The following is a 25,378-nucleotide window of genomic DNA, read 5'->3' on the forward strand; positions in this document are numbered from 1 at the left end:
GGAGAAAGTTCAGGAGGTACGGCCCCGGCGGGCCAGAAGGCGTACCGCACCGTCGCCGATCAGCTGGATCACCGTGACGATGGCGATCAGCAGGACGACGGTGATGAGCATGAACTGCGTCTCGAAGCGCTGGAAGCCATAGGTGATGGCCTTGGATCCGAGGCCTTCGCCGCCGACCGCGCCGGCCATCGCCGAGTAGCTGACCAGCGTGATCACGGTGGTGGTGAGCCCGGCGATCAGCGAGGGCAGCGCCTGCGGGAGCAGCACCTTGCCGACGATGGTCGGCACGCCCCCGCCCATCGACTGGACGGCCTCGACGAGCCCGTGGTCGACCTCGCGGATCGCGGTCTCGACGAGCCGCGCGAAGAACGGGATGGCGCCGACGGCGAGCGGCACGATCATCGCGGTCGGGCCGATGAAGGTGCCCACCACCCAGGTGGTGAACGGGATCAGCGCGATCAGCAGGATGATGAACGGCAGCGAGCGGCCGATGTTCACGATCACGCCGATGACCTTGTTCACCGGGCGGTTCTGCAGCAGTCCGCCCTTGTCGGTGAGGACGAGCAGCACACCGAGCGGCAGGCCGCCCGCGACGGTGACGAGGGTGGACCACAGCACCATGTACAGGGTGTCGACGGTTCCCTGGGACAGCAGCGGCTGCATCTCGGACCAGCTCACTTGGCACCTTCCTTGACCGCGGCGGCGGCCTGCGCCTGCGCCGGGATGTCTGCTACGGCGTCAACTGCGTCGTCACCCTCGACCACGTCGACCTGGAGCCCCTGCTCGCGCAGGAATCCGACGGGGACGACGTTCTCCTCGTACCGTCCGGGCAGCTCGATGCGCATCCGGCCGATCTGGCGCCCGCCGACGGTGTCCATCGCGGCGCCGAGGATCGAGATGTCGATGTTGTACGTACGGGACAGCTGCGAGATGACCGGCTGGGTGGCCGTCTCGCCGTGGAAGGTGACGTCGACGACGGTCCGCTCGGGGCCGGTGGCCGCTCCCGTGACCGGGAACAGCTCGGCGGCGAGCTCGGAGCCGGGGGTGGCGAGCAGTTCGCCGACGGTGCCGGACTCGACGATCCGTCCGCGCTTCATCAGGGCGGCCGAGTCGCAGACCGTCTTGACGACGTCCATCTCGTGCGTGATGAGCAGCACGGTCAGGCCGAGCTGCTGGTTGAGGTCGCGCAGCAGCTGGAGGATCGAGCGGGTGGTCTCCGGGTCGAGGGCGCTGGTCGCCTCGTCGGAGAGCAGCACCTTGGGGTCGCCGGCGAGCGCCCGGGCGATGCCGACGCGCTGCTTCTGGCCGCCGGAGAGCTGGGATGGGTACGCCTTCGCCTTGTCGGAGAGGCCCACCAGGTCGAGCAGTTCGAGGGCCTTGCGCGAGCGCTCCTTGCCGGAGACGCCGAGGATTTCGAGCGGCAGCTCGATGTTGTCCTGGACGGTGCGCGCGGACAGCAGGTTGAAGTGCTGGAAGACCATGCCGATGCGGCTGCGGGCCTGGCGCAGTTCCTTGCCTGCGCGGCGGCTCCGTCCGGCGAGCGCGGTGAGGTCGACGCCGTCGACGGTCACGGTGCCGCTCGTCGGCCGCTCCAGGAGGTTGACGCAGCGGATGAGGGAGGACTTGCCGGCGCCGCTCTGGCCGATGACGCCGAAGACCTCGCCCTCGCGGACATGGAGATCGACGCCGTCCAGGGCGGTGACCTCACGGCCGCGCGACTGGTAGACCTTGGTGAGGCCCGTAGTGGTGATCACAGGATTTCCGTCACTGTCGAGTGCGCGGCGCGGTGTCCGCCGGGCACGGTGCATTCGTGTTCGGGACGCGTCACAGCCACATCGGTGGTAACCGGGAGGCATGGCGTGCGCGGGCATGGCTCATGGGTCTCGCTTCGGGGCGCGAGGCTCAGGCGGGGGCCCTCAGAAGGCGCACATTCGACACATACAACGAGCACCGGGCGTGTTCATCGCCTCGGTCGCAAGGGTGCGGCTGCTCGTCGTGGTCATGCATGAAGTAAAGCAGAAGGAGCGAACGGCGGATCAAGGCTGTCCGGATAGCGGACAGCATTCGCCCGCCATACGGACGGTTCGCGGGCGGCCGAGGAACGGCGGAAGCACCCCGCACACACCCCTCTCCCCCGCCTGGCCTGGGGCGATACGACCGGCGGTGACTTCCCGGCGAAGGCCGCCGCGCGCTCGCCGACGTCGACGCCCTGTGGTCAAGACCACGGTGGCCGGATCTCGCCCGTCGGTCCGGCCGGATCGCGTTCCACGGTCTGCCCGGGGCGCGCGCAGCGGGCGCTTCGGCCCGTAATACGCTCGTTCTCATGCTTGACGCCCTGACGGTCGCGGTCGCCGCCGCCGCGCTCGCCCTCGCCGCCTGGTGCGGCTTCGCCGCCTACCGGGACCAGCCCACCAAGGACTGGCACTTCATCGGCATGGCCGTCGTGACCGTGCTGGCCCTCGCCCAGCTGGTGATCGGCCTGGTGCAGCTCGGCCGCGGCGAGCGGCCCGACCAGGGCGTGGCGATCTTCGTCGCCTATCTGGTCGGCTCGTTCGCGGCGGTCCCGGCGGCCGGCATGCTCTCGCTGAGCGAGCGGACCAAGTGGGGCTCCGTGACGGTCTCGGCCGGTGCGGTGGTGCTCGCGGTTCTCGAAGTGCGTCTCTACGACATCTGGGGAGGGTGACCGTGGCCGAGTCCACCGGGCGCGACGAATCCGCGCCGAAGAAGCTGGGCAGCGGCCCCGGCCGCGTACTGGTCTGGTTCTACGGGGTGTTCACCGTCGCCGCCGCCTCCCGCTCGATCGTCCAGATGATCCAGGACTTCGGCAAGGCGCCGCTGGCCTACGTCCTGTCGGCCGTCGCCGCCGTGGTGTACGCGTTCATCACGTACTCGCTGGTGCGCGGCGGCGAGGGGTTCCGGCGGGCGGCGCTGGTGTGCTGCGCCGCCGAGCTGGTGTTCGTGCTGACCGTGGGCACCTGGACGCTGGCGGACAAGTCCGCCTTCCCCGATGCCACGGTCTGGTCGGACTACGGCGTGGGCTATCTCTTCATCCCGGTGATCCTGCCGGTCCTCGGCATGCTGTGGCTGCGCCGGAACGGGACGCGGGCGCCCGAACAGCAGGACGCGAGCGCCTGAAGCACCCGCGCACCGGCTACGCGCTGGCCATGAACTCCCGGGCCGCCGCCTCCTTCTCCAGCGTGACCATCGACAGCTTCGCGGTCAGCGCCTCGGTGGAGACGGGCGCGTAGCCGTGCCGTCGGTAGAGCCGCAGGTTCGACTCGCTGCGGTGGCCGGTCAGGAGCTGGAAGCGCTTGGCGGAGAGCTCGCCCGCGAAGTGCTCCTCTATGGCGGCGAGCAGCCGGCTGCCCAGGCCGTGGCCCTGCATCCGGGGGTGCACCATCAGCTTGTCGATGCGGCCGGTGCCCGCCGCGTCCACGCTGCCGCGCACCGAGGCGACCACCTCGTCGCCGAGCCGCGCCACCAGCGCGTAGCCTCTGCCGAGCTCGGCCCGCAGGCCGTCGAGGGTCTGGGTGAGCGGCTCGATCGAGTAGTCGCCGTACAGCTCCGCCTCGCTCTGGTAGCAGAGGTACTGAAGCTTGAGGATCTGCTCGCAGTCGCCGTCACGCGCCGCAGAGATGGTCACGCTCATGCCCATGGGTGCATGCCTTCCGCTACCTGTCCGCCGGTTGTCTAACGCTCCTTTCCCCGCAGTTCAGGAGCCGCAACCTCCGCCGCCAGCATTCTGCGCAGGCATCCCAGGCAACGGGAACGCATCGGCCCTAGACTCCCCTGTGAGATATCCAACTCCCCTGCGATTTCGCGGTATGTGAGGTCGCTGGGCGAAAGAAGTGCAGTCAGCAGACGCGGGCAGTTCCCCGGCGTCCTGGCCACGGCCGTACGCAGCACGCGGCTCAGCTCCTCGCTGAGAACCCGGCGTTCCGGGCCTGTTTCGGGGTCGGCGGCGGGCTCGGCGACGAACGGCTGTTCGTGTCGGGCGCGCCGCCTGGCCCGGCGCACTTCCGCCCGAACGGCCCAGCGCACATAGGGGACGGGATCAGCCGGATGGCGCTCCAGCAGACGTACCCAGACGTCCTGTTCGAGGTCGGCCGGATCGACACCGGCGCCCGGCGCCTCCGCGGCGGCCTCGGCGGCCAGCAGCGGGCTCAGCACTTTGACGAGGTCCATGCCGGGCGGGACGCGGCCGCCGTCCGGGACGGTTTCGACGGCGGCCGCATCTCACCCGTACGTGAAGTTCCGTATACGGGCGGGGCTGGTGGATACGGGCGGTGCCCGGGACTACCGGCCGGCGCGGAAGTCGGCGGCGGCGAGCAGCGCGGTGTCCGCGTTGTCGGAGAAGACCGCGTCGATACCGGTCGCGTAGTACGTCTTGAACGCCCCGAAGGCGTCGCCGTACGCGTTGGGGTCGGTGCCGCGCTGGAAGTCGGCGGGCAGGAAGGTGTTCTCGTTGCGCATCGTGTACGGGTGCAGGATCAGCCCGTGCGCATGGGCGTCCTTGACCAGCGTGGTCGGCTTGGTCAGCCTGCCCTTGGCGTCCTTGGGGATGATCAGGTCGAGCGTGGGTCCGATGCCCTGGGCGTACGAGGCGATCCACTTCAGGCCCTCGGGCTTGACCAGGTCGTCGACCGTACGCGGGTCACCGGTCGCCACGAAGTCCCAGGGGCGGGTGCCGGTACCGGAGAGCAGCACCACCGACGGGGTGTCGACCAGCTTCGCCAGCCGCTGGATGCTGCTGGGCTCGAACGACTCCAGGAACTGCGGGGAGTCGGCGCGGTGGCGCCCGTAACGGCGCAGCAGCCTGGCGACCCGGTCCTCCAGGGGCAGGCCGATCGAGCGGAAGTAGGTGGGGTGCTTGGTCTCGGAGTGCAGCCAGATCCGGCGGCCCAGGCGGCGCCCCTCGCGCTCGGCCCAGCGCAGCACCTCCTCGAAGGTGGGCACGTCCCAGCGGCCGTCGTACATCGTGTTGCGCTGACGGTTGGCGGGCAGCCGCTCCTTGGCCCGCAGGGTCTTGAGCTCGGCGAGCGTGAAGTCCTCGGTGAACCAGCCGGTGACGGCCGTGCCGTCGATCGTCTTGGTCGCCTTGCGGGACGCGAACTCGGGGTGGGCGGAGACATCGGTGGTGCCCGAGATGTCGTTCTCGTGACGGCACACCAGATGCCCGTCCTTGGTGGGCACGAGGTCCTGCTCGATGACGTGCGCGCCGAGGTCGAGGGCGTGCTGGTACGAGCCGAGCGTGTGCTCGGGGCGGTAACCGGCGGTGCCCCGGTGCCCTATGACGTACGGGACCGGCAGGTCCTTGTACGAGCCGTGACGGCTCGCCGCGCCCTGGCCCTCCCGGGGCTGCGCGCTCGCGGCCCCGGCCGGAAGACCTGCGGCAGCCGTGCCCAGCACCGCCGCGCCGAGCACGGTCCGCCGCCCGGGGCTCATCCGCTCACCCTGTGTCATAAACACTCCTTCGCATACGTGTCCACTTGATCACGAGTTCGTTGGAGCCTAGGCGGCCGTGCCTTAAGGAGGGGAGCCCCGGGGGCCAAGCGGGGCGGAACGTGACGGAAACACACGTCAACATCGCGTATCCACTCCATGAACCCGATGTGCGATCAGCGCTGACCCGCGAGTATCGTCCTCACCTGCGGCGGACCTCATTCCGCTCGGACCCGTCAGCCCACGACCCCGGAGGAAGCGTTGTCCCGACTCGCGCTCATCAAGGCAGTGCTCGGACCGATCATGCGCCTGATGTTCCGCCCGAAGGTGGAAGGCGTCGAGAACATCCCCGGGACGGGTCCGGTCATCCTCGCGGGCAACCATCTCACGTTCATCGACTCGATGATCATGCCGGTGTGCCTGGACCGTCCGGTGTACTTCATCGGCAAGGACGAGTACGTCACGGGCAAGGGCTTCAAGGGCCGCCTGATGGCGTGGTTCTTCACCGGCGTCGGCATGATCCCGGTGAACCGCGACGGCGGACACGGCGGGGTCGCGGCGCTCATGACGGGCCGTCAGATCCTGGAGGACGGCAAGGTCTTCAGCATCTACCCCGAGGGCACCCGCTCCCCCGACGGCCGCCTCTACCGGGGCCGTACCGGCATCGCCCGGCTGACCCTGATGACCGGCGCGCCGGTGGTGCCGTTCGCGATGATCGGCACGGACAAGATCCAGCCGAGCGGCGCGGGGTTGCCGCGGCCCGGCAAGGTGACGGTCCGCTTCGGTGAGCCGATGGAGTTCTCGCGGTACGAGGGCATGGACCGCGACCGGTATGTGCTGCGGGCGGTCACCGACTCCGTGATGGCGGAGGTCATGCGGCTGTCCGGGCAGGAGTACGTGGACATGTACGCGACCAAGGCCAAGGCGGCGTAGCCGCGTTTTCTTAGTGGGGCGCGGTGTTCGGCTGCGGACCGTAGGGGCTGGTCGCGCAGTTCCCCGCGCCCCTGAAGGCCGACCACCGCGCCCCTAGTTGTTCACGGGTGCTCCAGGCCCTCCTCCAGCTTCTGGCCCCGCAGCAGGAACCACGCCACCACCGCCGTCGCGAACAGCACCGCGCTGCCGACGGCCGCCGCCGTCTGGAAGCCGTCGGTGAAGGCATCCCGGGCGGCGGACAGCAGCGGGGTCGCCTGTTCCGGCGGGAGCTTCGCCGCCGCCTCCACCGCGCCGCCCAGCGAGTCGCGAGACGCCTCGGAGACGCCCGGGGGAAGCGCCTCCGGGACCGTGAAGCCCCGGTAGATGCCGGTGACCACCGAACCCAGGAGCGCGATGCCAAGCGCCGCGCCCAGCTCGTACGCCGTCTCGGAGACCGCCGACGCCGCGCCCGCCTGCTCCTTCGGCACGCTCGACAGAATGACGTCGGCGGTGACCGTGAAGGCGAGACCCGCGCCCAGGCCGCCGACGAACAGCGCGAGCCCCAGGGCCACGACGCCGGTGTCGGCCGATATCGCCACACAGGCCGCGAGCGCCGCACCGACCGCCATCAGGCCGACCGTGACCGCACTGCGCACGGAGGCCCGGCGTGCCACGTATCCCGCCGCGAGCCCCGCGCCCACCGCGCCCACGGCGGCGGGCAGTTCGATGAGCCCGGCCTCCAACGGCGAGCGCACCTGGACCAGTTGGAGGAACTGGGAGAGGAAGAAGACCAGGCCCGAGAGGCCGAGGATGGTCAGCAGATCGGCCAGGACCGCGCCGGAGAAACCCCGGTGGTGGAAGAGCCGCATGTCGAGCAGCGGCGATTCCAGGGTGAGCTGACGGCGTACGAACCAGGCGAGCGCCAGCACGCCGACGGCCGCCACTCCGAGGATGTCCCAGCGGAAGCCGTTGACCGCCGCCTCCTTCACCGCGTACACGATCGAGACCATGCCGACGAGCGAGAGCAGCACGCTGACCAGGTCCCATGGGCCGGGGTTGGGGTCGCGCGACTCGGGGAGCAGCTTGATGCCGACGAGGACGAGCACCGCCATCACCGGCAGGTTGATCAGGAAGACCGAGCCCCACCAGAAGTTCTCCAGGAGGAAGCCGCCGACGACGGGTCCGACGGCCGCACCGGCCGAGGCTGCCGCGCCCCAGATGCCGACGGCGAGGCTGCGCTCCTTGGGGTCGTGGAAGATGTTGCGGATCAGCGCGAGGGTGGACGGCATCAGGGTCGCGCCCGCGACACCGAGCAGGGCACGCGCCGCGATCATCATCTCCGGGCTGGAGGCGTACGCGTTGAGCACCGAGACCGCGCCGAACGCCACGGCGCCGCAGAGCAGCAGCCGTTTGCGGCCGATGCGGTCGCCGAGGCTGCCCATGGAGACGAGCAGACCCGCGATGACGAACGAGTAGACGTCGCCGATCCACAGCAGCTGGGGGCCGGACGGCTTCAGGTCCTCGCTGAGGAACGGGGTGGCCAGGCCGAGCACGGTCGCGTCGACCGCGACCAGGAGGACCGCCAGCACGAGCACGGCGAGCGCGAGCCAGCGGCCGGGATGTCGGGTGTCGTGGGCGGTCTCGGCCCGCCGGTCGGTGCTGGTCATTTCTCCACGCTCCGTCGCGCTCCGCCGAGCAGCAACTCGACGATCATGTACTGGAAGTCCTTGGCGGCGACCCGGCCGTCCTGCACGGCCCAGGCGCCGGTGCCGATCAGCCCGTACAGGGCCTCGGTGAGCCAGGCCGGGGTGAGGTCGATCCGGAACTCGCCCTGCTCCTGGCCGCGCCGGAAGAGCGCGGAGACGCGCGCGTCCAGACGGGCCCAGCCCTCGTTCATCGTGTCGCCCTCGAAGAGCTGGTTCTCGGTGACCAGGAAGGCGAGCAGCCCGGCCCCGGGCTCCACCTCGGCGATCAGGCGCCGCAGCCCGTCGGCGGCGAGGCCCTCGTCGAGCCGGGCGGCGTCGAGGGCGGCCTCGAACTGCTCGATGCCACGGTTCTCCAGCGCCCTGACCAGCGCGTCGCGCCCGGCGAAGTGGCGGTGCAGGGTGGCCCGCCCGATGCCGGCGGCGCGGGCCACCTCGTCCATCGTGGCGGTCGATTTACGGGAGAGCAGGGCGGCTGCCGTACGCAGTACCTGCTCGCGGTCCACGGTCATGAGACAACCATAGACCGAATGAGACGTCGACGTCTCATTCGAATTACTGTCGACTCATCAGCTGTTGCTCACTAGCCTGGCGTCGACCCATCGGATCCACGAGAGGAACCAACCATGACCGTCGAACGCGCCGCAGGCCCTCTGACCGGCACGGAGCGCGAGACGCTGAGGGGGTTCCTCGACTTCCACCGCGCCACGCTCGCCATGAAGTGCGAGGGCCTGTCCGACGACGAGCTGCGCACCAGGTCGATGCCGCCGTCGACGCTCTCGCTGCTCGGCCTGGTGCGGCACATGGCGGAGGTGGAACGCACCTGGTTCCGCAAGGTCGTGGCCGGCGAGGACATCACGCTGGTCTACTCGGACGTGAACGACTACCAGGTGGCGTACGACGCGAGCAAGGCCACCCGGGAGGACGCCTTCGCGAAGTGGCAGGCCGAGGTCGAGCACGCACGCCGGATCGAGCGCGAGGCCGACTCCCTGGACACGGTCGTCCACGCGGCGCGCTGGGACGCCGACGTCTCCCTCCGCCTCGTCATGATGCACGTGACCCTGGAGTACGCACGCCACAACGGCCACGCGGACTTCCTGCGGGAGGGGATCGACGGGGTGGTCGGGGCATAGCGAAAAGGGGCCCCGAGGGGCCCCTTACCGTACGGAACTCGCCGGATCAGCGCGCGAGTCGGCGGCGCCTGCGCACCAGCACGATCGGCAGCGCGCCCAGCAGGCCGAGCGCGGCGGGCGCCGCGGCCGCGGCATGGCCGATGCCCGACTGGTCGAAGGTGCCCGGCACGCTCAGGGTGTTCAGCCGGTCGAGCGGCCAGGCGATCACCAGCGCGCGTCCGACCACCTTGTCGACCGGCACGGAACCGCCGCCGGGCTGGTCCTGGTGGTAGCGGGAGTCCGCCGAGTTCTGCCGGTGGTCGCCCATGACCCAGATGCGGCCCTTGGGCACGGTGATCTTGAACTGGCCTTCCTGGTCCGTGCTGCACGCGGTGTTCCCCGCGAACACGTACGGCTCGTTCAGCGCCTTGCCGTTGACCTTCAGCGGGCCCGCGCCCTTGCACTCCACGGTGTCGCCGCCGACCGCGACGACCCGCTTGATCAGGTCCTTCTCCTCGGCGGACGGCATCAGACCGACGAAGCTGAGCGCCTTCTGCACCGCGTTGGGCTGCGGGGTCGGCTCGCCCTGGAGCCAGTTGTTCGGGTCGTGGAAGACGACGACCTCGCCGCGCTCGGGCTCGGAGCCGAACCACGGCGTCAGCTTGTCCACCAGGACCCGGTCACCGCGCTGGAGCGTGTTCTGCATCGAGTCGGACGGGATCGAGAACGCCTGCACCAGGAACGTCTTGATCAGCAGCGCGAGGACGAGTGCGATACCGATGAGCAGCGGCAGTTCCTTCCAGAAGGAACGCTGCTTCTTCTCCTTGGCCTCGCCGGGTGCCGGAGATCCCTCGGACCCCATGGGCTCCTTGGGTTCCTGAAGGCCCTCGGGCCCCTCGAACCCCGCGGGCCGGTCGAGCCCTTCGGGTCCCTGGTGAGGCCGCTCGGCCTCGCCGTGTCCTTCTTGCGCGCCGACCGCCACGTCCCCCACGTCCACTCCCTCACCGCCGAAGGGACCATGGTCGCACGAAACGGGCGCCGCTGATCGACATCGCGGCGCACACCATCCGTACGGGGCACACGCGGCGCGTACACCCCGTACGGGCGGAATCAGCGCTTGGCCGTGGCCCAGGCGTGCTGGACGGCCAAGTCGGCCTCGACCTCGATGAGTTGCGCGACGACGGCCGACGGGGCCGTGCCGCCGCGCCCGTTGCGGGACGCCAGCGCGCCGGGGACGTTCAGGACACTCCGGACGTCCGGCGTCAGATGCCCGGAGATCTCGGCGAACTGCTCGTCCGTCAGTTCGTCGAGCTCGATGCCCTGCGCCTCGCAGACCTTGACGCACTCCCCCGCGACCTCGTGCGCCACCCGGAACGGCACACCCTGCTTGACCAGCCACTCCGCGATGTCGGTGGCGAGCGAGAAGCCCGCCGGGGCCAGCTCCTCCATGCGCTCCCGGTTGACGGTGAGGGTCGCCATCATGCCGGTGAAGGCGGGCAGCAGGACCTCCAGCTGGTCGCAGGAGTCGAAGACCGGCTCCTTGTCCTCCTGGAGGTCGCGGTTGTACGCGAGCGGCAGCGCCTTCAGGGTCGCCATCAGGCCCGTCAGATTGCCGATGAGACGGCCCGACTTGCCGCGCGCCAGCTCCGCGATGTCCGGGTTCTTCTTCTGCGGCATGATCGACGAACCGGTGGAGAAGGCGTCGTGCAGGGTCACGAAGGAGAACTCCTTCGTGTTCCAGATGATGATCTCCTCCGCGATCCGCGAGAGGTTGACGCCGATCATCGCGGTGATGAAGGCGAACTCGGCGACGAAGTCGCGCGAGGCCGTGCCGTCGATGGAGTTGGCGACGCTGCCGTGCTCGAAGCCGAGGTCCTTCGCCACCGCCTCCGGGTCCAGGCCGAGGGAGGAGCCCGCGAGCGCGCCCGAGCCGTACGGGGAGACCGCCGTGCGCTCGTCCCACTGCCGCAGCCGCTCGGCGTCCCGGGACAGGGACTGCACATGGGCGAGGACGTGGTGGGCGAAGAGGACCGGCTGGGCGTGCTGGAGGTGGGTGCGGCCCGGCATGGCGACGTCCGCGTGCGCCTTGGCGAGGCCGACGAGCGCGTCCTGGAGCTCGGCGATCAGGCCGCCGATGATCCGGGCGTGGTCGCGCAGGTACATCCGGAAGAGCGTGGCCACCTGGTCGTTGCGGGACCGGCCGGCCCGCAGCTTGCCGCCGAGGTCGGGGCCGAGGCGTTCGAGCAGACCCCGCTCCAGGGCGGTGTGCACGTCCTCGTCGGCGATGGTGCCGACGAAGGAGCCGTCGGCGACATCGCCTTCGAGCCGGTCCAGGCCCGCGATCATCCGCTGGAGCTCGTCGGCCGTGAGCAGGCCCGCCTTGTGGAGCACGCGCGCGTGGGCGCGCGATCCGGCGATGTCGTACGGCGCGAGCCGCCAGTCGAAGTGGACCGACGCGGACAGCTTCGCCAGCGCCTCGGCGGGTCCGTCGGCGAACCGGCCGCCCCAGAGCCGGACGTCACCGTTGTTGCTGCTCACAGCTGCTGCTCCTCACAAGGGGAATTCCGAAGGGTGGATATGCGTCGTCTGGATATGCGTCCGCCTCCCCGCCGCGGAGGAACGGGGAGGCGGCACGTACAACGAGTCGTCGTTACGCGAGGTCGCGCCTGGCGGCGATCTTCGACGAGAGGCCGAAGATCTCGATGAAGCCCTGCGCCTTGGACTGGTCGAAGGTGTCGCCCGAGTCGTAGGTGGCGAGGTTGAAGTCGTACAGCGACTCCTCGGACTTCCGGCCGGTGACGACGGCGCGGCCACCGTGCAGGGTCATCCGGATGTCGCCGGTGACGTGCTGGTTGGCCTCGTTGATGAAGCCGTCCAGGGCGCGCTTGAGCGGGGAGAACCAGAGGCCGTCGTAGACCATCTCGCCCCAGCGCTGCTCGACCTGCCGCTTGTAGCGGGCCAGTTCGCGCTCGACGGTGACGTTCTCCAGCTCCTGGTGGGCGGTGATCAGCGCGATCGCGCCCGGCGCCTCGTACACCTCACGGGACTTGATGCCGACGAGCCGGTCCTCGACCATGTCGATCCGGCCGATGCCCTGGGCACCCGCCCGCACGTTGAGCTGCTGGATCGCCTGGAGCACGGTGACGGGCTTGCCGTCGATGGCGACCGGGACGCCCTCCTTGAAGGAGATGACGACCTCGTCGGCCTCACGCGGCTCGGCCGGGTTCGAGGTGTACTCGTAGATGTCCTCGATCGGCGCGTTCCAGATGTCCTCCAGGAAGCCGGTCTCGACGGCCCGCCCGAAGACGTTCTGGTCGATCGAGTACGGCGACTTCTTGGTGGTGGCGATGGGGAGGTTCTTCGCCTCGCAGAAGGCGATCGCCTTGTCCCGGGTCATCGCGTAGTCACGGACCGGGGCGATGCACTTCAGGTCCGGCCCGAGCGCCGCGATACCGGCCTCGAAACGCACCTGGTCGTTGCCCTTGCCGGTGCAGCCGTGGGCGACGATGCCGGCGTTGTGCTTCTTGGCGGCGGCCACCAGGTGCTTGACGATGGTCGGCCGCGACAGGGCGGAGACCAGCGGGTAGCGGTCCATGTAGAGGGCGTTGGCCTTGATCGCCGGGAGGCAGTACTCGTCGGCGAACTCGTCCTTCGCGTCCGCGACCTCGGCCTCGACGGCACCGCAGGCGAGCGCGCGCTTGCGGATGACGTCCAGGTCCTCGCCGCCCTGGCCGACGTCCACGGCAACGGCGATGACCTCGGCGCCCGTCTCCTCGGCGATCCAGCCGATGGCGACGGAGGTGTCCAGACCGCCCGAGTAGGCGAGTACGACGCGCTCGGTCACGGGTTTCTCCTTACGGTGCATTCGGTGATGGGTATAACTATGCAGTCGACCGTATGTTTTGTCAATGCGGGGGGAGGGAGTGGTTCCGGAAGGGATTCGGGACATCGGAAACGCCGGTCGGACGGCCCACCCCGCCACGCGGCCGGGGTAACGTTTCGGCCCCCTGAGAGGACGTCAGCGGGCGGGCCGCGTACGGTCTCCGCCATGATGCGTACCGCTCTCGCGCTGAGCGCTGCCCTGCTCGCGCTCGCGACCCCGGCCGCCACGGCCGACTCCGCCCACCCGTTCCCTTCCACGCACCTGCCCCACCGGATGGCGGACACCGGCGGCGGCACCCAGCTGATCACCGCAGAGGCCCCGGCCCCGGGCTCCACCACGGGCCGGGTGACCTGGTGGACCAAGCGCGGCCCGCTGTGGGTGCTGTCGGGCTGGACCGAGGCGCGGTTCGGCGCGAACGGGCTGGTCGAGGGCGGTTCCCGCAAGCAGGGCACCAGCACGACACCGACCGGTCTGTACGACCTGCCGTACGCGTTCGGCACCGAGTCCGCGCCCTACGGCACCCGGTACAGCTACCGCCACGCCACCGACAAGTCCTGGTGGTGCGAGGACAACGCCTCCAAGGCGTACAACCGCTGGGTGGAGGGCCTGCCGGGCGACTGCCGGGCGAGCGAGTCGGAGCGGATCACGGCGTTCGCGGAGCAGTACTCGCACGCCATGGTGATCGGCTTCAACTACGACCAGCCGGTGCGGGGCCGTGGCGCGGGGATCTTCCTGCACGTCAACGGCCGCGGTTCGACGGCCGGTTGCGTATCGGTCCCGCCGTACGCGATGGCCCGCATCCTGGCCTGGGCCGACCCGGCCAAGCACCCCCACATCGCGATCGGCACCGCGTCGGGTCCGACGGCGATCACGCGGTACTAGACGACAAAGGGGCGGGCGCCGGATTCCCGGCGCCCGCCCCTTCGCTCACCACTGACCTACCGGTCGTTCTGCGCCAGCCGCAGCAAATGGTCCGCCAGGGCCTGGCCGCCGCTGGGGTCGCGGCTGATCAGCATCAGGGTGTCGTCGCCCGCGATCGTGCCCAGGATGTCGTGGAGTTCTGCCTGGTCGATGGCCGAGGCCAGGAACTGGGCCGCGCCCGGGGGCGTACGCAGGACCACCAGGTTGGCCGAGGCCTCCGCGGAGATCAGGAGCTCCGCGGAGAGCCGGCGCATCCGCTCCTCCTTGGCCGACTCGCCGAGCGGCGCCTTGGGGGTGCGGAAGCCGCCCTCGCTGGGCACCGCGTAGATCAGCTCGCCGCCGGTGTTGCGGATCTTCACCGCGCCCAGTTCGTCGAGGTCGCGGGAGAGCGTCGCCTGGGTGACGCTCAGCCCGTCGTCCGCGAGCAGCTTGGCCAGCTGGCTCTGGGACCGCACCGGCTGCCGGTTGAGGATGTCCACGATCCGGCGGTGGCGGGCGGTGCGGGTCTGCGGTACGGCGGGGCCGCCCGGCTCGAAGTCCTGCGCCTCGTCGGTCATCGTCGTCTCATTCTCCGGATCGTCCGTCCCCGTTGGTCACCGCGTCGAGGATGCCGGGCAGCGCCCGGAGGAACGCGTCCACCTCCGCGTCACCGATGATCAGCGGCGGCATGAGCCGTACGACATCGGGGGCGGGCACGTTGACCAGGAAGCCGGCATCCTGAGCCGCCTGCTGCACCTGGGCAGCCACGGGCTCGGTGAGCACGATACCCAGCAGCAGGCCCGCACCACGGACATGGGAGACCGACGGGTGCGCCAGCGCCTCGATCCCGCCGCTCAGCCGCTCGCCGGTGCGCCGCACCCCGTCGAGGAATCCATCGGCCCCCAGCGTGTCCAGGACGGCGAGTCCGGCCGCGCACGCCACCGGGTTCCCGCCGAAGGTCGTGCCGTGCTGGCCGGGCTTGAGCAGCTCGGCGGCCCGCCCGAAGGCGACGGTCGCGCCGATGGGCAGCCCGCCGCCAAGCCCCTTGGCCAGGGTGACGAGATCGGGCTCGACACCCTCGTGGCGCTGGTACGCGAACCACGCGCCGGTCCGCCCGATGCCGGTCTGCACCTCGTCGAGGACGAGCAGCGTGCCGGTCGCGGCGGTGATCTCCCTGGCGGCCCGCAGATAGCCCTCGGGCGGCACCACGACGCCGTTCTCGCCCTGGATGGGCTCGATGACCATCAGCGCGGTCTCCTCGGTCACCGCGGCCCGCAGCGCCTCGACGTCCCCGTACGGCACATGCGTGACATCGCCGGGCAGTGGCCGGAACGGCTCCTGCTTCTTCGGCTGGCCGGTCAGCGCGAGCGCGCCCATGGTCCGGCCGTGGAAGCCGCCGTGGGTGGCGACCATGTGCGTACGCCCGGTCAGCCGGCCGATCTTGAACGCGCCCTCGTTGGCCTCGGCGCCCGAGTTGCAGAAGTAGACCCGGCCCGGCCGCCCGAAGAGCTGGATCAGCCGCTCGGCGAGCGCCACCGGCGGCTCGGCGAGGTACAGGTTGGAGACATGGCCGAGCGAGGCGATCTGCCGCGACACGGCCTCGACGACGGCCGGGTGGGCGTGGCCGAGCGCGTTCACCGCGATGCCGCCGACGAAGTCGGTGTACGCGGTACCGTCCGCGTCCCAGACGGTGGCGCCCTCGCCGCGTACCAGCGCGAGCTTCGGCGTGCCGTAGTTGTCCGCCATCACCTGCTGCCAGCGCTGTGCGAGGCCGCTCATGATTCCCCCTGTCCGTCCGGCACGACCATCGTGCCGATGCCGTCGTTGGTGAAGATCTCCAGAAGGATGGAGTGCTGGACGCGGCCGTCGATCACGCGCGCGGTGGTGACGCCGTTGCGCACGGCGAACAGACAGCCCTCCATCTTCGGCACCATCCCGCTGGAGAGGTCGGGCAGCAGCCGCTCCAGCTGGCTGGCGGTGAGCCTGCTGATGACCTCGTCGCTGTGCGGCCAGTCCTCGTACAGCCCCTCGACGTCGGTCAGGACCATCAGGGTCTCGGCGCCCAGCGCAGCCGCAAGTGCCGCAGCCGCCGTATCAGCATTGACGTTGTAGACATGTCCGTCGTCCTGGGAACGGGCGATCGAGGAGATGACCGGGATCCGGCCGTCCGCGAGCAGCGCCTCGATGGCGCCGGTGTCGATCGCGGTGATCTGCCCGACCCGGCCGATGTCGACGAGCTCGCCGTCGATCTCGGGCCGGTGCTGGGTGGCGGTTATCGTGTGCGCGTCCTCGCCGGTCATACCGACGGCGAGCGGACCGTGCTGGTTGAGCAGCCCGACGAGCTCGCGCTGGACCTGCCCGGCGAGCACCATCCGTACGACGTCCATCGCCTCCGGGGTCGTCACCCGCAGCCCGGCCTTGAACTCGCTGACCAGGCCGTGCCTGTCTAGCTGGGCGCTGATCTGGGGGCCGCCGCCGTGCACCACGACGGGCTTGAGGCCGGCGTGCCGCAGGAAGACGACGTCCTGGGCGAAGGCGGCTTTGAGCTCCTCGTCGACCATGGCGTTGCCGCCGAACTTGATGACGACGGTCTTGCCGTGGTGCCGGGTCAGCCAGGGCAGCGCCTCGATGAGGATCTGTGCCTTGGGGAGCGCGGTGTGCTTGCGGGTGCTCATGAGCTGTACGCGCTGTTCTCGTGGACGTAGTCGGCCGTCAGGTCGTTGGACCAGATGACGACGGGGCCGGCGGATCCGGCGGCGAGGTCGGCGGTGATCTTGATCTCCCGGTAGCGCATGTCGACGAGGTCGCGGTCGTCGCCGACCGAGCCGTTCCGGCAGACCCAGACGCCGTTGATGGCGACGTTCAGCCGGTCCGGGTCGAAGGCGGCCTTCGTGGTGCCGATGGCGGACAGCACCCGGCCCCAGTTGGGGTCCTCGCCGTGGAGGGCGCACTTGAGGAGGTTGTTCCGGGCGATGGAACGCCCGACCTCGACGGCGTCCTCCTCGCTGGCCGCGTTGACGACCTCGATCCGGATGTCCTTGCTGGCGCCCTCGGCGTCGCCGATGAGCTGCCGGGCGAGGTCGTCGCAGACCGTGTGCACGGCCTCCGCGAACTCCCCGTATTCCGGGGCGACTTGGGAGGCTCCGGAGGCGAGCAGCAGCACGGTGTCGTTGGTGGACATGCAGCCGTCGGAGTCGACCCGGTCGAAGGTGGTCCGGGTGGCGTCGCGCAGGGCGCGGTCCAGGACCGCCGCGTCCAGGTCGGCGTCGGTGGTGACGACGACGAGCATGGTGGCGAGACCGGGCGCGAGCATCCCGGCGCCCTTCGCCATCCCGCCGACGGTCCAGCCGTCCTCGTGAGCGACGACGGACGTCTTGTGCACGGTGTCGGTGGTCTTGATGGCGATGGCGGCCTTCTCGCCGCCGTGCGGGGAGAGTTCGGCCGCGGCCCTCTCGATGCCGGGCAGCAGCTTGTCCATCGGCAGCAGTACGCCGATGAGCCCGGTCGACGCGACGGCGACCTCACCGGCGCTGTGCCCCTCCAGCACCTCGGCGACCTTCTCGGCGGTGGCGTGGGTGTCCTGGAAGCCCTTGGGGCCCGTACAGGCGTTGGCGCCACCGGAGTTGAGGACGACGGCGGAGACCTCGCCACCCTTGAGGACCTGCTCGGACCACAGGACGGGGGCGGCCTTGACCCGGTTGGAGGTGAAGACGCCCGCGGCGGCGCGGCGCGGCCCAGTGTTGACCACGAGGGCCAGGTCCGGGTTGCCGTTCTCCTTGATCCCGGCGGCGATGCCCGCCGCCGTGAACCCCTTGGCTGCCGTCACGCTCACGGCGCAACTCCGATCGTGGTCAGGCCCAAGGTCTCGTCGAGTCCCAGGGCGATGTTCATGCTCTGCACCGCGGCGCCCGCGGTGCCCTTGGTGAGGTTGTCGATGGCGCTCACCACGACGATCCGGTGCGCGCTCTCGTCGTACGCGACCTGGATCTGTACGGCGTTGGAGCCGTATACGGAGGCGGTGGCGGGCCACTGCCCCTCGGGGAGCAGATGGACGAAGGGCTCGTCCGCGTACGCCTTCTGGTACGCCGCCCGTACGGTCTCCCCGGTGACCCCCGGCTTCGCCTTGGCGGAGCAGGTGGCGAGGATGCCGCGCGGCATGGGGGCGAGGGTCGGCGTGAACGAGACGGTGACGCGCTCCCCGGCGGCGGCGCTCAGGTTCTGGATCATCTCGGGCGTGTGGCGGTGCCCGCCGCCGACGCCGTACGGGGTCATCGACCCCATCACCTCGCTGCCGAGCAGATGCGCCTTGGGCGCCTTGCCCGCGCCGGAGGTGCCGGAGGCCGCGACGATCACCGCCTCGGGCTCGGCGAGGCCGCTCCCGTACGCGGGGAAGAGGGCGAGCGAGACGGCGGTGGGGTAGCAGCCGGGCACCGCGATACGCCGGGCACCGGCGAGCGCGGCCCGCCCGCCGGGCAGCTCGGGCAGCCCGTACGGCCAGGTCCCCGCGTGCGCGGACCCGTAGAACTTCTCCCACTCCCCCGCGTCCTTCAGCCGGAAGTCGGCGCCCATGTCGACGACGAGCACGTCGTCGCCCAGCCGCTCGGCGACGGCTGCGGACTGCCCGTGGGGCAGGGCCAGGAAGACGACGTCGTGGCCGCGCGCGAGCACGTCGGGGTCGGTCGGCTCCAGGACGCGTCCGGCGAGCGGCAGCAGATGCGGCTGCACCGCGCCGAGCTGCTGCCCGGCGTTGGAGTGCCCGGTCAGGGCGCCGATCTCGACGTCGGGGTGCCCGACGAGCAGCCGCAACAGCTCCCCGCCCGCATACCCGCTAGCCCCGGCCACTGCCGCTCGTACCGCCATCGAAGCCTCCTCGTCGATGGCATGACTATACGGCTCTATGCAGTTTTATGCAAAGGTCATCGGGCGCGCCCACGCGGTGGGGCCGCAGAACGACACGACCCGCGCCACTGAAGGGGCGCGGGTCGTGTCGGGGTTCCGGAGTTCCGGAGGGCACTCAGTCGTTCTTGGCCGCGCGCTCCGCGTTCCGCTTCTTGATGCGGACCGTCTCCGCGCGCACCTCCGACTGGGTGGCGCGCTCCTTCTGGAGCCACTCGGGGCTCTCCTGCTTGAGGGCCTCGATCTGGTCGGTGGTGAGGGGCTCGGTGATTCCGCCCCGGGCCAGGCCCGCGATGGAGATGCCGAGCTTCTCCGCGACCACCGGGCGGGGGTGCGGGCCGGTGCGGCGCAGCTCCTGGAGCCACTGGGGCGGGTCGGCCTGGAGCGCACTCAGCTCGTTGCGCGAGACGACACCCTCCTGGAACTCCGCGGGGGTGGCTTCGAGGTACACACCCAGCTTCTTCGCCGCGGTGGCGGGCTTCATCGTCTGGGTGGTCTTGTGCGACGTCATGGTGTCAAGGGTAGCGAGCGTGTGCGATGCCGCCGACCACGACCGGTAACCTGGCCCAGTGACAGGCTCCGAAGTTCCCCCCTCTTTCCGGCTCGCCTACGTCCCTGGCGTGACGCCGACGAAGTGGGTGCGCATCTGGAACGAGCGGCTGCCCGACATCCCGCTGACCCTGGTCGCCGTGCCCGCGGCCGAGGTGTTCGAGCTGCTGCGCGGCGGCGGCGCCGACGCCGGTTTCGTACGGCTGCCGGTCGACCGTACGGACCTGAGCGCGATCCCCCTCTACACCGAGACGACCGTCGTGGTGATCCCCAAGGATCACGCGATGGCCGCCGTGGAGGAGGTCGCGGCCGAGGAGCTGGCCGACGAGGTTGTGCTGCATCCGCTCGACGACACCCTCGACTGGGAGCGTCCGCCGGGTCAGCCCGCCTTCGAGCGCCCGGCCACCACGGAGGACGCCGTGGAGCTGGTGGCGGCGGGCATCGGGCTCCTCGTCGTGCCGCAGTCGCTCGCCCGGCTGTACCACCGCAAGGACCTCACCTACCGGACGCTCACGGGCACCCCGGAGTCGCGGATCGCCCTGTCGTGGCCCGAGGACAAGACGACCGACCTGGTGGAGGACTTCATCGGGATCGTCCGGGGGCGGACCGTCAACAGCTCCCGTGGCCGCAAGCCCGCCCCGGAGCAGTCCAAGGCGAAGCCCCCGGCCAAGCGCAAGCCCGCGGCCGGGAAGGCGACCACGAAGTCCGGCGGCAGGCCCGTCGGCAAGAAGGCCGCGAAGGGCGCCAAGGGTGCGAAGCCCGGCAAGCCCCGCGGACGCCGGTAGTCCCCCTCAGTACCCCGTCGGCCGGACCAGCCCCGTCTCGTACGCGAACACCGCCGCCTGCGTCCGGTCCCGCAGGTTCAGTTTCACCAGCATGCGGCTGACATGGGTCTTCACCGTCTGCTCCGCCACCAGCAGCCGGGCCGCGATCTCCGCGTTGGACAGGCCCTGGGCGATCAGGGACAGGACCTCCGTCTCGCGTTCGGTCAGGGCGCCGACGCGGTCCTTGAGCGGGGCCCGGGGGCCTGCCGTCGTCCGGGAGAACTCCGCTATCAGGCGCTTGGTGATGTTCGGGGCGAGCAGTGCGTCCCCGGCCGCCACCACCCGTACCGCCTGGGCGAGTTCGGCGGCCGAGGCGTCCTTGAGGAGGAAGCCGGAGGCGCCCGCGCGCAGGGCGTCGTACACGTACTCGTCCAGGTCGAACGTCGTCAGGATCAGCACCTTGACCGAGGATTCGCTGGTCACCCGGCTGGTCGCCTCGATGCCGCCGACGCCGGGCATGCGGATGTCCATCAGGACGACGTCCGGGGCGAGTTCGGCGACCTTGGCCACCGCGTCGAGGCCGTCGACGGCCTGGCCGACGACCTCGATGCCGGGCTCGGCGTTGAGCAGTACCGTGAAGCCCTGACGGACCATCATCTGGTCGTCGGCGATCAGGACGCGGATGGTCATGCGTGGCCCTTCAGGGGAAGCGCGGCGGTGACTTCGTAACCGCCGTCGGGGGTGGCGCCGGTGGCCAGTTCGCCCCCCAGCATGGCAGTGCGTTCACGCATGCCGAGCAGCCCGTGCCCGGCGCCGGGTGAGGGCGCGACCGGTCGGTCCGGGGCGGTGTTGGCGACCCGGACCACCAACTCGGCGCTCTGGTGGGCGAGTTCGACCCGTACGGCCGAGCCGGGCGCGTGCCGCATCGCGTTGCTCAGTGCCTCCTGGACGATACGGAATGCGGACAGCTCGACGCCGGGCGAGAGCGGCCGGGGTGTGCCGGTGCGGTCGACGGTGACGGTGAGCCCGGCGCCCCGGACGTTGGCCACCAGCTCGTCGAGCCGGTCGAGGGAGGGCTGGGGGGCGTGGGGCGCGCCCTCGGGGTCCTCGGAGCGGAGCACGCCGAGTACGCGGCGCAGTTCGGTCAGTGCCTCGACGGCGTTCTGGCGTATGCCGGCCAGGTTCTCCTTCAGCTCGTCGGAGGGGTTCTCGACGAGGTGCGGGGCGACCTGGGCCTGGATGGAGATGACGGACATGTGGTGGGCGACGACGTCGTGGAGCTCGCGGGCGATCCGGTTGCGCTCCTCCAGGAGGGTGCGCCGGGCGCGTTCCTCGGCGGTCACCTCCTCCTGTACGACGAGCTCCTTGCGGGCCACCCGGCGGCCGCGCAGGGCCGCGCCGAGCAGGGTGGCGGCGGCCAGGACGCCGACCGCGAGGCCGAAGTCGTTGTGGTACTGCCCGGTGAACGCGAGGGCGACGAGCCCGGTGGCCGAGCTGATCAGGAGCGCCGACACGGCTGCCCGGGGCCGGACCCGCAGGGCGAGCAGGAAGAGCACCATGGCCTGCATCGCGATACCGGCCAACGTCCACGGGTACTCCGGGCCGGGGCTGAGGAGCGGCCCGAAGGAGCCGCGGGGCACCGGCGGCACGGGGCGCCCGGTGGGATCCCACGGGCCCCCGGGTTGGGGCGTCGGTATGATGATCCGCCCGTCCGCCACCCGCGCCGCGAACAGCATGACCGCGGTCACCGCCCACCAGGCGGGCACCGGGCGGTACAGCGCGGCGACGACCGCCACCGCCTGGATGCCCGCCAGCAGCACGGCGAGGTTGATGCCGAGGTTGTAGTCGACGTCGTACTGACGGACGTTGACGACCATCATCGCGGCCGCGAAGACGACGAGGACCATCACCGACACCGGCCGCCAGACCGGATACCCCGGCTCGCCCACCCGCGGCACCGGGTCGGACTTCATCCGCCACAGGTCCTCGCGCAGGGCCCCCGGCACACCGCGCAGCGCGGCCGCGATCCGCCGCCCCGTCGTCCTCCCCGTAAGGTCCACAAGATCAACCCTAGGCACTGTGCACCGCCTTCATCCGCGCAGGGTGACCTTCGCGGACGACGACGGTACGGCTGCCGCGCCTACTGTGCCCGTACGTGTGGAACGCCGCCCAGCACACCGCGAGCGCGGCCGCGAACACCGGCAGCCAGGCGAGGCGGGCCAGCACCCAGCCGGTGCCGTCGGGCACGGTGTGCAGACCGGGCAGCACACCGCCCGCGAACAGGGCGGTCGCGGTGACCGCCATCATCGCGGTCTGGTGCCAGAGGAAGATCGTCATGGCGTTGAGGTTGACCAGCGCCACCGCCGCCCAGAGCGCGGGACGGCGCAGCAGCCTGCGCAGCGGGCCGCGCACCAGGAGCGCGAGGCCGCACTGGGCGAGCCCGAAGGTGACAGCGGCGAGCGTCGGCGGGTTGAGGTTGGAGATCGGGGCGCCGGGGACACCGACCATCGACGCCGGGTAGCCCGCGAACAGGACGAGCAGCGCGGTGGTGGCCGCGCCCCCGATGAGCAGCACCCAGCCGGTCGTGCGGCTGGTCAGTCCGCCCCGCGCCCAGGCGGCGCCCAGGCAGTACGGGACCAGCCAGCCGGCCGCCACGTTGATCCAGCCGGTCCAGGCGGCACCGCCGTAGCCGAAGCGGTAGAGGTCGACGTAGAGGACGACCGCCAGCGGCCACAGCGGATGCACCTTGGCGACCAGCGGGGTCGCCGCCGTCAGGGCGGTGAAGACCAGCAGGAACCAGAGCGGCGAGAGCACCAGTTTGACCAGGGTGTGCACGGTGTCGAAGCCGACTCCGCTGATCAGCAGCACGCCGACCGCCACCGACCACACCGCGAGCACGGCCGCGACGGGACGGAAGAACCGGGCGAGGCGGGCACCCAGCCACCGCTGATACGTCGTGCCCCGGGCGCGGGCACAGGCGTAGCTCTGCGCCCCCATCTGCCCGCCGACCAGGAAGAAGACAGCGAGGGTCTGGAACACCCAGGAGACCGGGATGAACTGGGGCAGATGTTGCAGGGGGCTCGCGGCGCGGACCGTGCCGCTGTCGGCGACCAGCGCGGTCACCAGCCAGTGGCCGAGGACCACACCGAGGATGGCGAGCGCGCGCAGGGCGTCGACGGCGCGGTCTCGGTCGGGCGGGGTGGCGGCGTCGATCCGCCGGACGAACTCACGCATGGCTCTCCTTGGTGGGACGTCGGCCGGAGGCGATCAGGGCGATGTTGCGCAGGGAGGTGGAGCCGGGTCTCAGGTAGTCGCTGTGACCGCCGGAGCCCGCGTCGAAGACCTGGGCCCCGAACCCCTTCGACACCGGGTCGGCGCCGAACCCGACGGTGGTGAACAGGAGCGGGAGGCGCAGATGGGGGACGTCGGCGATCCAGTCGCCGCTCCCCCGGCCCGCCCACACGGCCGCTTTGGTGTGCAGCTGGCCGACGTCGGGGACGCCGGTGCCCGGGCTGCCGTACAGGACGATGTCGGCGACCGGCAGGTTCGGAGCGGCCCGGGCGCAGACGACCGTGCCGTAGGAGTGGCAAAGGAGCGAGATCCGGGCGGAGGGTTTGACGGCCCCCAACTGCCTTACGAATTCCTGGAGTTGAGGGGCTGCACTGTCGGCGCGGCCGGATGTCAGCGCCTCGGGGCTGAACGTGGCCGGGGTCGCGTAACCGAGCCAGGCGACGACGGCGGCCCGCTCGCCCATCTGCCGCTGGAGTGCCTCGGCACCCGCCTGCAGCCGCCCGTATGTGTCGAGGCTGGTGTCCGAGCCCGGCACGAGGACCGCGACGCGGTCGGCGTGCGCGAGGTCGCCGAACACCTCGGCGGTGCGGCCGCCGTCACGGCCGTCGAAGGCGAGGAAGTTCCGGTCCGGCGCCTCCATCACGTGCAGCTCGGCGGCGCGCTTGCGGTCGCCGTGGTCGTCGGCCATCCGCTCGGCCGCCGCGATGCCCGCGCGGTTGACGGCGTAGCGCGCGTCGAGTGCGGCGGGGGTCGCGGTCGTCAGCGGGGCGCGGGCGGCGGCGACGGGCGCCGGGGCCGGTACGGCGGCGGGGCGCGCCACGCCCGACAGCGGCAGCGCGACCGACGCGACGACGAGCGCGGCCAGCAGGGTGCGGGTCGGGCGGCTGCTGCCGCTGAGGCGGAACGCCATGGAGGCTGGTCCTTCCGTACCGGGTGTCCTGGTGTCTTCCGGTACCGAAGCTATGGATCGCGGGCCGTCGCCCGCGTCCCGCCTGGGAGGGCATCTGCCGCGTAGCTCTCAGGTACTACGGGTTGCGGGTGGGGCCCAACGGCCATCCTGGGGTGGTGACATGCTGCGTCGTGAGACGACGGAGGAATGCCCATGGGCGAGAACAAGCGACGCATGCTGGCCGGTGAGTGGTACCTGCCGGACGACCCCGATCTGCTGCGGGACACCGAACGCCGGGTCCGGCTGTGCGCGGCGTACAACGCGGCCGCGGCGGCCGCGCCCGGCGAGCGGTACAAGCTGCTCGCCGAGCTGCTGGGCTCGGTGGACGAGTCCGTACGTGTCCGGGCGCCGTTCCACTGCGACTTCGGGTACAACATCAGCATCGGGGCGGGTACGTTCGTGAACTTCGGGGCGGTGTTTCTCGACACGGGGCGGATCACGGTCGGCGCGGATGTTCAGATCGGGCCCAACGTCCAACTCCTCACGCCCACCCATGAGTTGGATGCGGCTCGGCGGCGCGCCGGGTGGGAGCGGGCTTCGCCCGTTTCGATCGGGGACAACGTGTGGCTGGGGGGTGGGGTGATCGTGTGTCCCGGGGTGACGATCGGGGCGGACACTGTCGTGGGGGCGGGGTCTGTGGTTACGCGGGACCTGCCTGGTGGGGTGCTGGCTGTGGGGAACCCTGCGCGGGTTGTACGGGAGTTGAGCTGAGCGCGGTGTTGTTCGCCTGCTTGTCTGCGGACCGTGGTGGGCTGGTCGCGCAGTTCCCCGCGCCCCTAAAAACACCCGCCGTGGCTGATCGCGACGGTCCGGAGCAACTCAAGGGGCGCGGGGAACTGCGCGACCAGCCACCTACGGTCCGCAGGCGAATCAACGCACCCTAAGAACCCGCCAGGCTCGGCAGGCTCAGGAGTGGACGGCGGCGCCATCGGGGCGTACCCCAGCGCCTCGCCGGTGGCCCGGCGCGGTGTTGCGGC

General features: G+C 70.9%; 27 protein-coding genes. 7 read left to right on the forward strand and 20 right to left on the reverse strand.

The genetic code is table 11. The features are described from left to right. Window positions 1–9 precede the first annotated feature (9 nt). Together BG418_RS00405 and BG418_RS00410 are read right to left on the reverse strand one after the other, a co-directional pair. On the reverse strand, window positions 10–678 hold the full coding sequence (locus BG418_RS00405) for a methionine ABC transporter permease (protein WP_188271575.1): 669 nt from the start codon (window positions 676–678) through the stop codon (window positions 10–12). Continuing rightward, a complete protein-coding gene (locus BG418_RS00410; RefSeq protein WP_188271576.1) occupies window positions 675–1,754 on the reverse strand; it encodes an ATP-binding cassette domain-containing protein in 1,080 nt (359 codons plus the stop codon). The genes BG418_RS00405 and BG418_RS00410 overlap by 4 nt, the downstream gene beginning before the upstream one ends. 569 nt (window positions 1,755–2,323) lie before the next feature. Here BG418_RS00410 and BG418_RS00415 point away from each other — a divergent pair. Then, a complete protein-coding gene (locus BG418_RS00415; protein ID WP_188271577.1) occupies window positions 2,324–2,683 on the forward strand; it encodes a hypothetical protein in 360 nt (119 codons plus the stop codon). 2 nt (window positions 2,684–2,685) lie between these two features. Next, a complete protein-coding gene (locus tag BG418_RS00420) occupies window positions 2,686–3,135 on the forward strand; it encodes a hypothetical protein (protein WP_188271578.1) in 450 nt (149 codons plus the stop codon). Window positions 3,136–3,151: 16 nt separating this feature from the next. Here BG418_RS00420 and BG418_RS00425 read toward each other — a convergent pair whose 3' ends face one another. The 3 genes from BG418_RS00425 to BG418_RS00435 all read right to left on the reverse strand — a co-directional run bounded on the left by BG418_RS00425 (window position 3,152) and on the right by BG418_RS00435 (window position 5,463). Continuing rightward, window positions 3,152–3,655 carry a GNAT family N-acetyltransferase gene (locus BG418_RS00425; RefSeq protein ID WP_188271579.1) on the reverse strand — a complete coding sequence of 168 codons (504 nt, stop codon included), beginning with the start codon at window positions 3,653–3,655 and terminating at the stop codon, window positions 3,152–3,154. Window positions 3,656–3,690: 35 nt separating this feature from the next. Continuing rightward, on the reverse strand, window positions 3,691–4,185 hold the full coding sequence (locus BG418_RS00430) for a sigma-70 family RNA polymerase sigma factor (RefSeq protein WP_188271580.1): 495 nt from the start codon (window positions 4,183–4,185) through the stop codon (window positions 3,691–3,693). A 111-nt stretch (window positions 4,186–4,296) separates the two neighbouring features. Then, entirely contained in the window at window positions 4,297–5,463 is a 1,167-nt protein-coding gene (locus tag BG418_RS00435; protein WP_188271581.1) for a glycerophosphodiester phosphodiesterase, read from the reverse strand. Between the two features lie 240 nt (window positions 5,464–5,703). Between BG418_RS00435 and BG418_RS00440 the strand changes: the two genes are divergently transcribed. Further along, window positions 5,704–6,375, forward strand: a complete 672-nt coding sequence (locus tag BG418_RS00440) for a 1-acyl-sn-glycerol-3-phosphate acyltransferase (protein WP_188271582.1) — start codon at window positions 5,704–5,706, stop codon at window positions 6,373–6,375. A 101-nt stretch (window positions 6,376–6,476) separates the two neighbouring features. Here the strand turns inward: BG418_RS00440 and BG418_RS00445 are convergent, their stop codons facing one another. Then, window positions 6,477–8,021, reverse strand: coding sequence for an MFS transporter (locus BG418_RS00445; RefSeq protein ID WP_188271583.1), 1,545 nt, complete (start codon window positions 8,019–8,021; stop codon window positions 6,477–6,479). Further along, window positions 8,018–8,569 carry a TetR/AcrR family transcriptional regulator gene (locus tag BG418_RS00450; protein WP_188271584.1) on the reverse strand — a complete coding sequence of 184 codons (552 nt, stop codon included), beginning with the start codon at window positions 8,567–8,569 and terminating at the stop codon, window positions 8,018–8,020. Before BG418_RS00450 ends, BG418_RS00445 begins: the two co-directional genes overlap by 4 nt. Window positions 8,570–8,683: 114 nt before the next feature. Here BG418_RS00450 and BG418_RS00455 point away from each other — a divergent pair, with 114 nt between their 5' ends. After that, window positions 8,684–9,190 carry a DinB family protein gene (locus BG418_RS00455; RefSeq protein ID WP_188271585.1) on the forward strand — a complete coding sequence of 169 codons (507 nt, stop codon included), beginning with the start codon at window positions 8,684–8,686 and terminating at the stop codon, window positions 9,188–9,190. A 46-nt stretch (window positions 9,191–9,236) separates the two neighbouring features. Here BG418_RS00455 and lepB read toward each other — a convergent pair whose 3' ends face one another. From lepB to BG418_RS00470, 3 genes are all read right to left on the reverse strand, one after another. Next, window positions 9,237–10,160: a signal peptidase I gene (gene lepB, locus BG418_RS00460; RefSeq protein ID WP_398997070.1), complete on the reverse strand. Its 924-nt coding sequence runs from the start codon at window positions 10,158–10,160 to the stop codon at window positions 9,237–9,239. Window positions 10,161–10,279: 119 nt separating this feature from the next. Then, on the reverse strand, window positions 10,280–11,707 hold the full coding sequence (argH, locus tag BG418_RS00465; protein ID WP_188271586.1) for an argininosuccinate lyase: 1,428 nt from the start codon (window positions 11,705–11,707) through the stop codon (window positions 10,280–10,282). 112 nt (window positions 11,708–11,819) lie between these two features. Next, window positions 11,820–13,013 (reverse strand): argininosuccinate synthase, encoded by a 1,194-nt coding sequence (locus BG418_RS00470; RefSeq protein WP_188271587.1) that lies wholly within the window; start codon window positions 13,011–13,013, stop codon window positions 11,820–11,822. A 207-nt stretch (window positions 13,014–13,220) separates the two neighbouring features. Here BG418_RS00470 and BG418_RS00475 point away from each other — a divergent pair, with 207 nt between their 5' ends. Beyond that, complete coding sequence (locus BG418_RS00475) at window positions 13,221–13,934, forward strand: L,D-transpeptidase (RefSeq protein ID WP_188271684.1); 714 nt, start codon at window positions 13,221–13,223, stop codon at window positions 13,932–13,934. A 56-nt stretch (window positions 13,935–13,990) separates the two neighbouring features. On the opposite strand, the gene BG418_RS00480 is transcribed toward BG418_RS00475, so the two are convergent. The 6 genes from BG418_RS00480 to BG418_RS00505 all read right to left on the reverse strand — a co-directional run bounded on the left by BG418_RS00480 (window position 13,991) and on the right by BG418_RS00505 (window position 19,359). After that, on the reverse strand, window positions 13,991–14,530 hold the full coding sequence (locus tag BG418_RS00480; RefSeq protein ID WP_188271588.1) for an arginine repressor: 540 nt from the start codon (window positions 14,528–14,530) through the stop codon (window positions 13,991–13,993). Between the two features lie 7 nt (window positions 14,531–14,537). Beyond that, on the reverse strand, window positions 14,538–15,731 hold the full coding sequence (locus tag BG418_RS00485; RefSeq protein ID WP_188271589.1) for an acetylornithine transaminase: 1,194 nt from the start codon (window positions 15,729–15,731) through the stop codon (window positions 14,538–14,540). Next, on the reverse strand, window positions 15,728–16,627 hold the full coding sequence (argB, locus tag BG418_RS00490; RefSeq protein ID WP_188271590.1) for an acetylglutamate kinase: 900 nt from the start codon (window positions 16,625–16,627) through the stop codon (window positions 15,728–15,730). The genes BG418_RS00485 and argB overlap by 4 nt, the downstream gene beginning before the upstream one ends. After that, window positions 16,624–17,784: a bifunctional glutamate N-acetyltransferase/amino-acid acetyltransferase ArgJ gene (argJ, locus tag BG418_RS00495; RefSeq protein WP_188271591.1), complete on the reverse strand. Its 1,161-nt coding sequence runs from the start codon at window positions 17,782–17,784 to the stop codon at window positions 16,624–16,626. Before argJ ends, argB begins: the two co-directional genes overlap by 4 nt. Then, window positions 17,781–18,812, reverse strand: coding sequence for an N-acetyl-gamma-glutamyl-phosphate reductase (gene argC, locus BG418_RS00500; protein WP_188271592.1), 1,032 nt, complete (start codon window positions 18,810–18,812; stop codon window positions 17,781–17,783). The genes argJ and argC overlap by 4 nt, the downstream gene beginning before the upstream one ends. Window positions 18,813–18,966: 154 nt before the next feature. Next, a complete protein-coding gene (locus BG418_RS00505) occupies window positions 18,967–19,359 on the reverse strand; it encodes a DUF5997 family protein (protein WP_188271593.1) in 393 nt (130 codons plus the stop codon). Between the two features lie 58 nt (window positions 19,360–19,417). On the opposite strand from BG418_RS00505, the gene BG418_RS00510 reads away from it, so the two are divergent. Beyond that, window positions 19,418–20,182 (forward strand): LysR substrate-binding domain-containing protein, encoded by a 765-nt coding sequence (locus tag BG418_RS00510; protein WP_188271594.1) that lies wholly within the window; start codon window positions 19,418–19,420, stop codon window positions 20,180–20,182. A gap of 6 nt (window positions 20,183–20,188) precedes the next feature. Here BG418_RS00510 and BG418_RS00515 read toward each other — a convergent pair whose 3' ends face one another. From BG418_RS00515 to BG418_RS00530, 4 genes are read right to left on the reverse strand one after another with little or no spacing between them, the layout of a single operon-like run. Continuing rightward, a complete protein-coding gene (locus tag BG418_RS00515; RefSeq protein WP_188271595.1) occupies window positions 20,189–20,851 on the reverse strand; it encodes a response regulator transcription factor in 663 nt (220 codons plus the stop codon). Next, window positions 20,848–22,221: a sensor histidine kinase gene (locus BG418_RS00520; protein WP_398997079.1), complete on the reverse strand. Its 1,374-nt coding sequence runs from the start codon at window positions 22,219–22,221 to the stop codon at window positions 20,848–20,850. Before BG418_RS00520 ends, BG418_RS00515 begins: the two co-directional genes overlap by 4 nt. A gap of 10 nt (window positions 22,222–22,231) precedes the next feature. Beyond that, window positions 22,232–23,395, reverse strand: a complete 1,164-nt coding sequence (locus tag BG418_RS00525) for an acyltransferase (RefSeq protein ID WP_188271596.1) — start codon at window positions 23,393–23,395, stop codon at window positions 22,232–22,234. Further along, the gene (locus BG418_RS00530) at window positions 23,388–24,362 is read right to left on the reverse strand and encodes an alpha/beta hydrolase (protein WP_188271597.1); all 975 of its coding nucleotides are present in this window, start codon (window positions 24,360–24,362) and stop codon (window positions 23,388–23,390) included. The genes BG418_RS00525 and BG418_RS00530 overlap by 8 nt, the downstream gene beginning before the upstream one ends. A 192-nt stretch (window positions 24,363–24,554) precedes the next feature. Here BG418_RS00530 and BG418_RS00535 point away from each other — a divergent pair, with 192 nt between their 5' ends. Then, window positions 24,555–25,112 carry a sugar O-acetyltransferase gene (locus BG418_RS00535; RefSeq protein WP_188271598.1) on the forward strand — a complete coding sequence of 186 codons (558 nt, stop codon included), beginning with the start codon at window positions 24,555–24,557 and terminating at the stop codon, window positions 25,110–25,112. Window positions 25,113–25,378 lie beyond the last annotated feature (266 nt).

The organism is Streptomyces sp. CBMA152, from assembly GCF_014596475.1.
Taxonomy (GTDB): Bacteria; Actinomycetota; Actinomycetes; order Streptomycetales; family Streptomycetaceae; genus Streptomyces.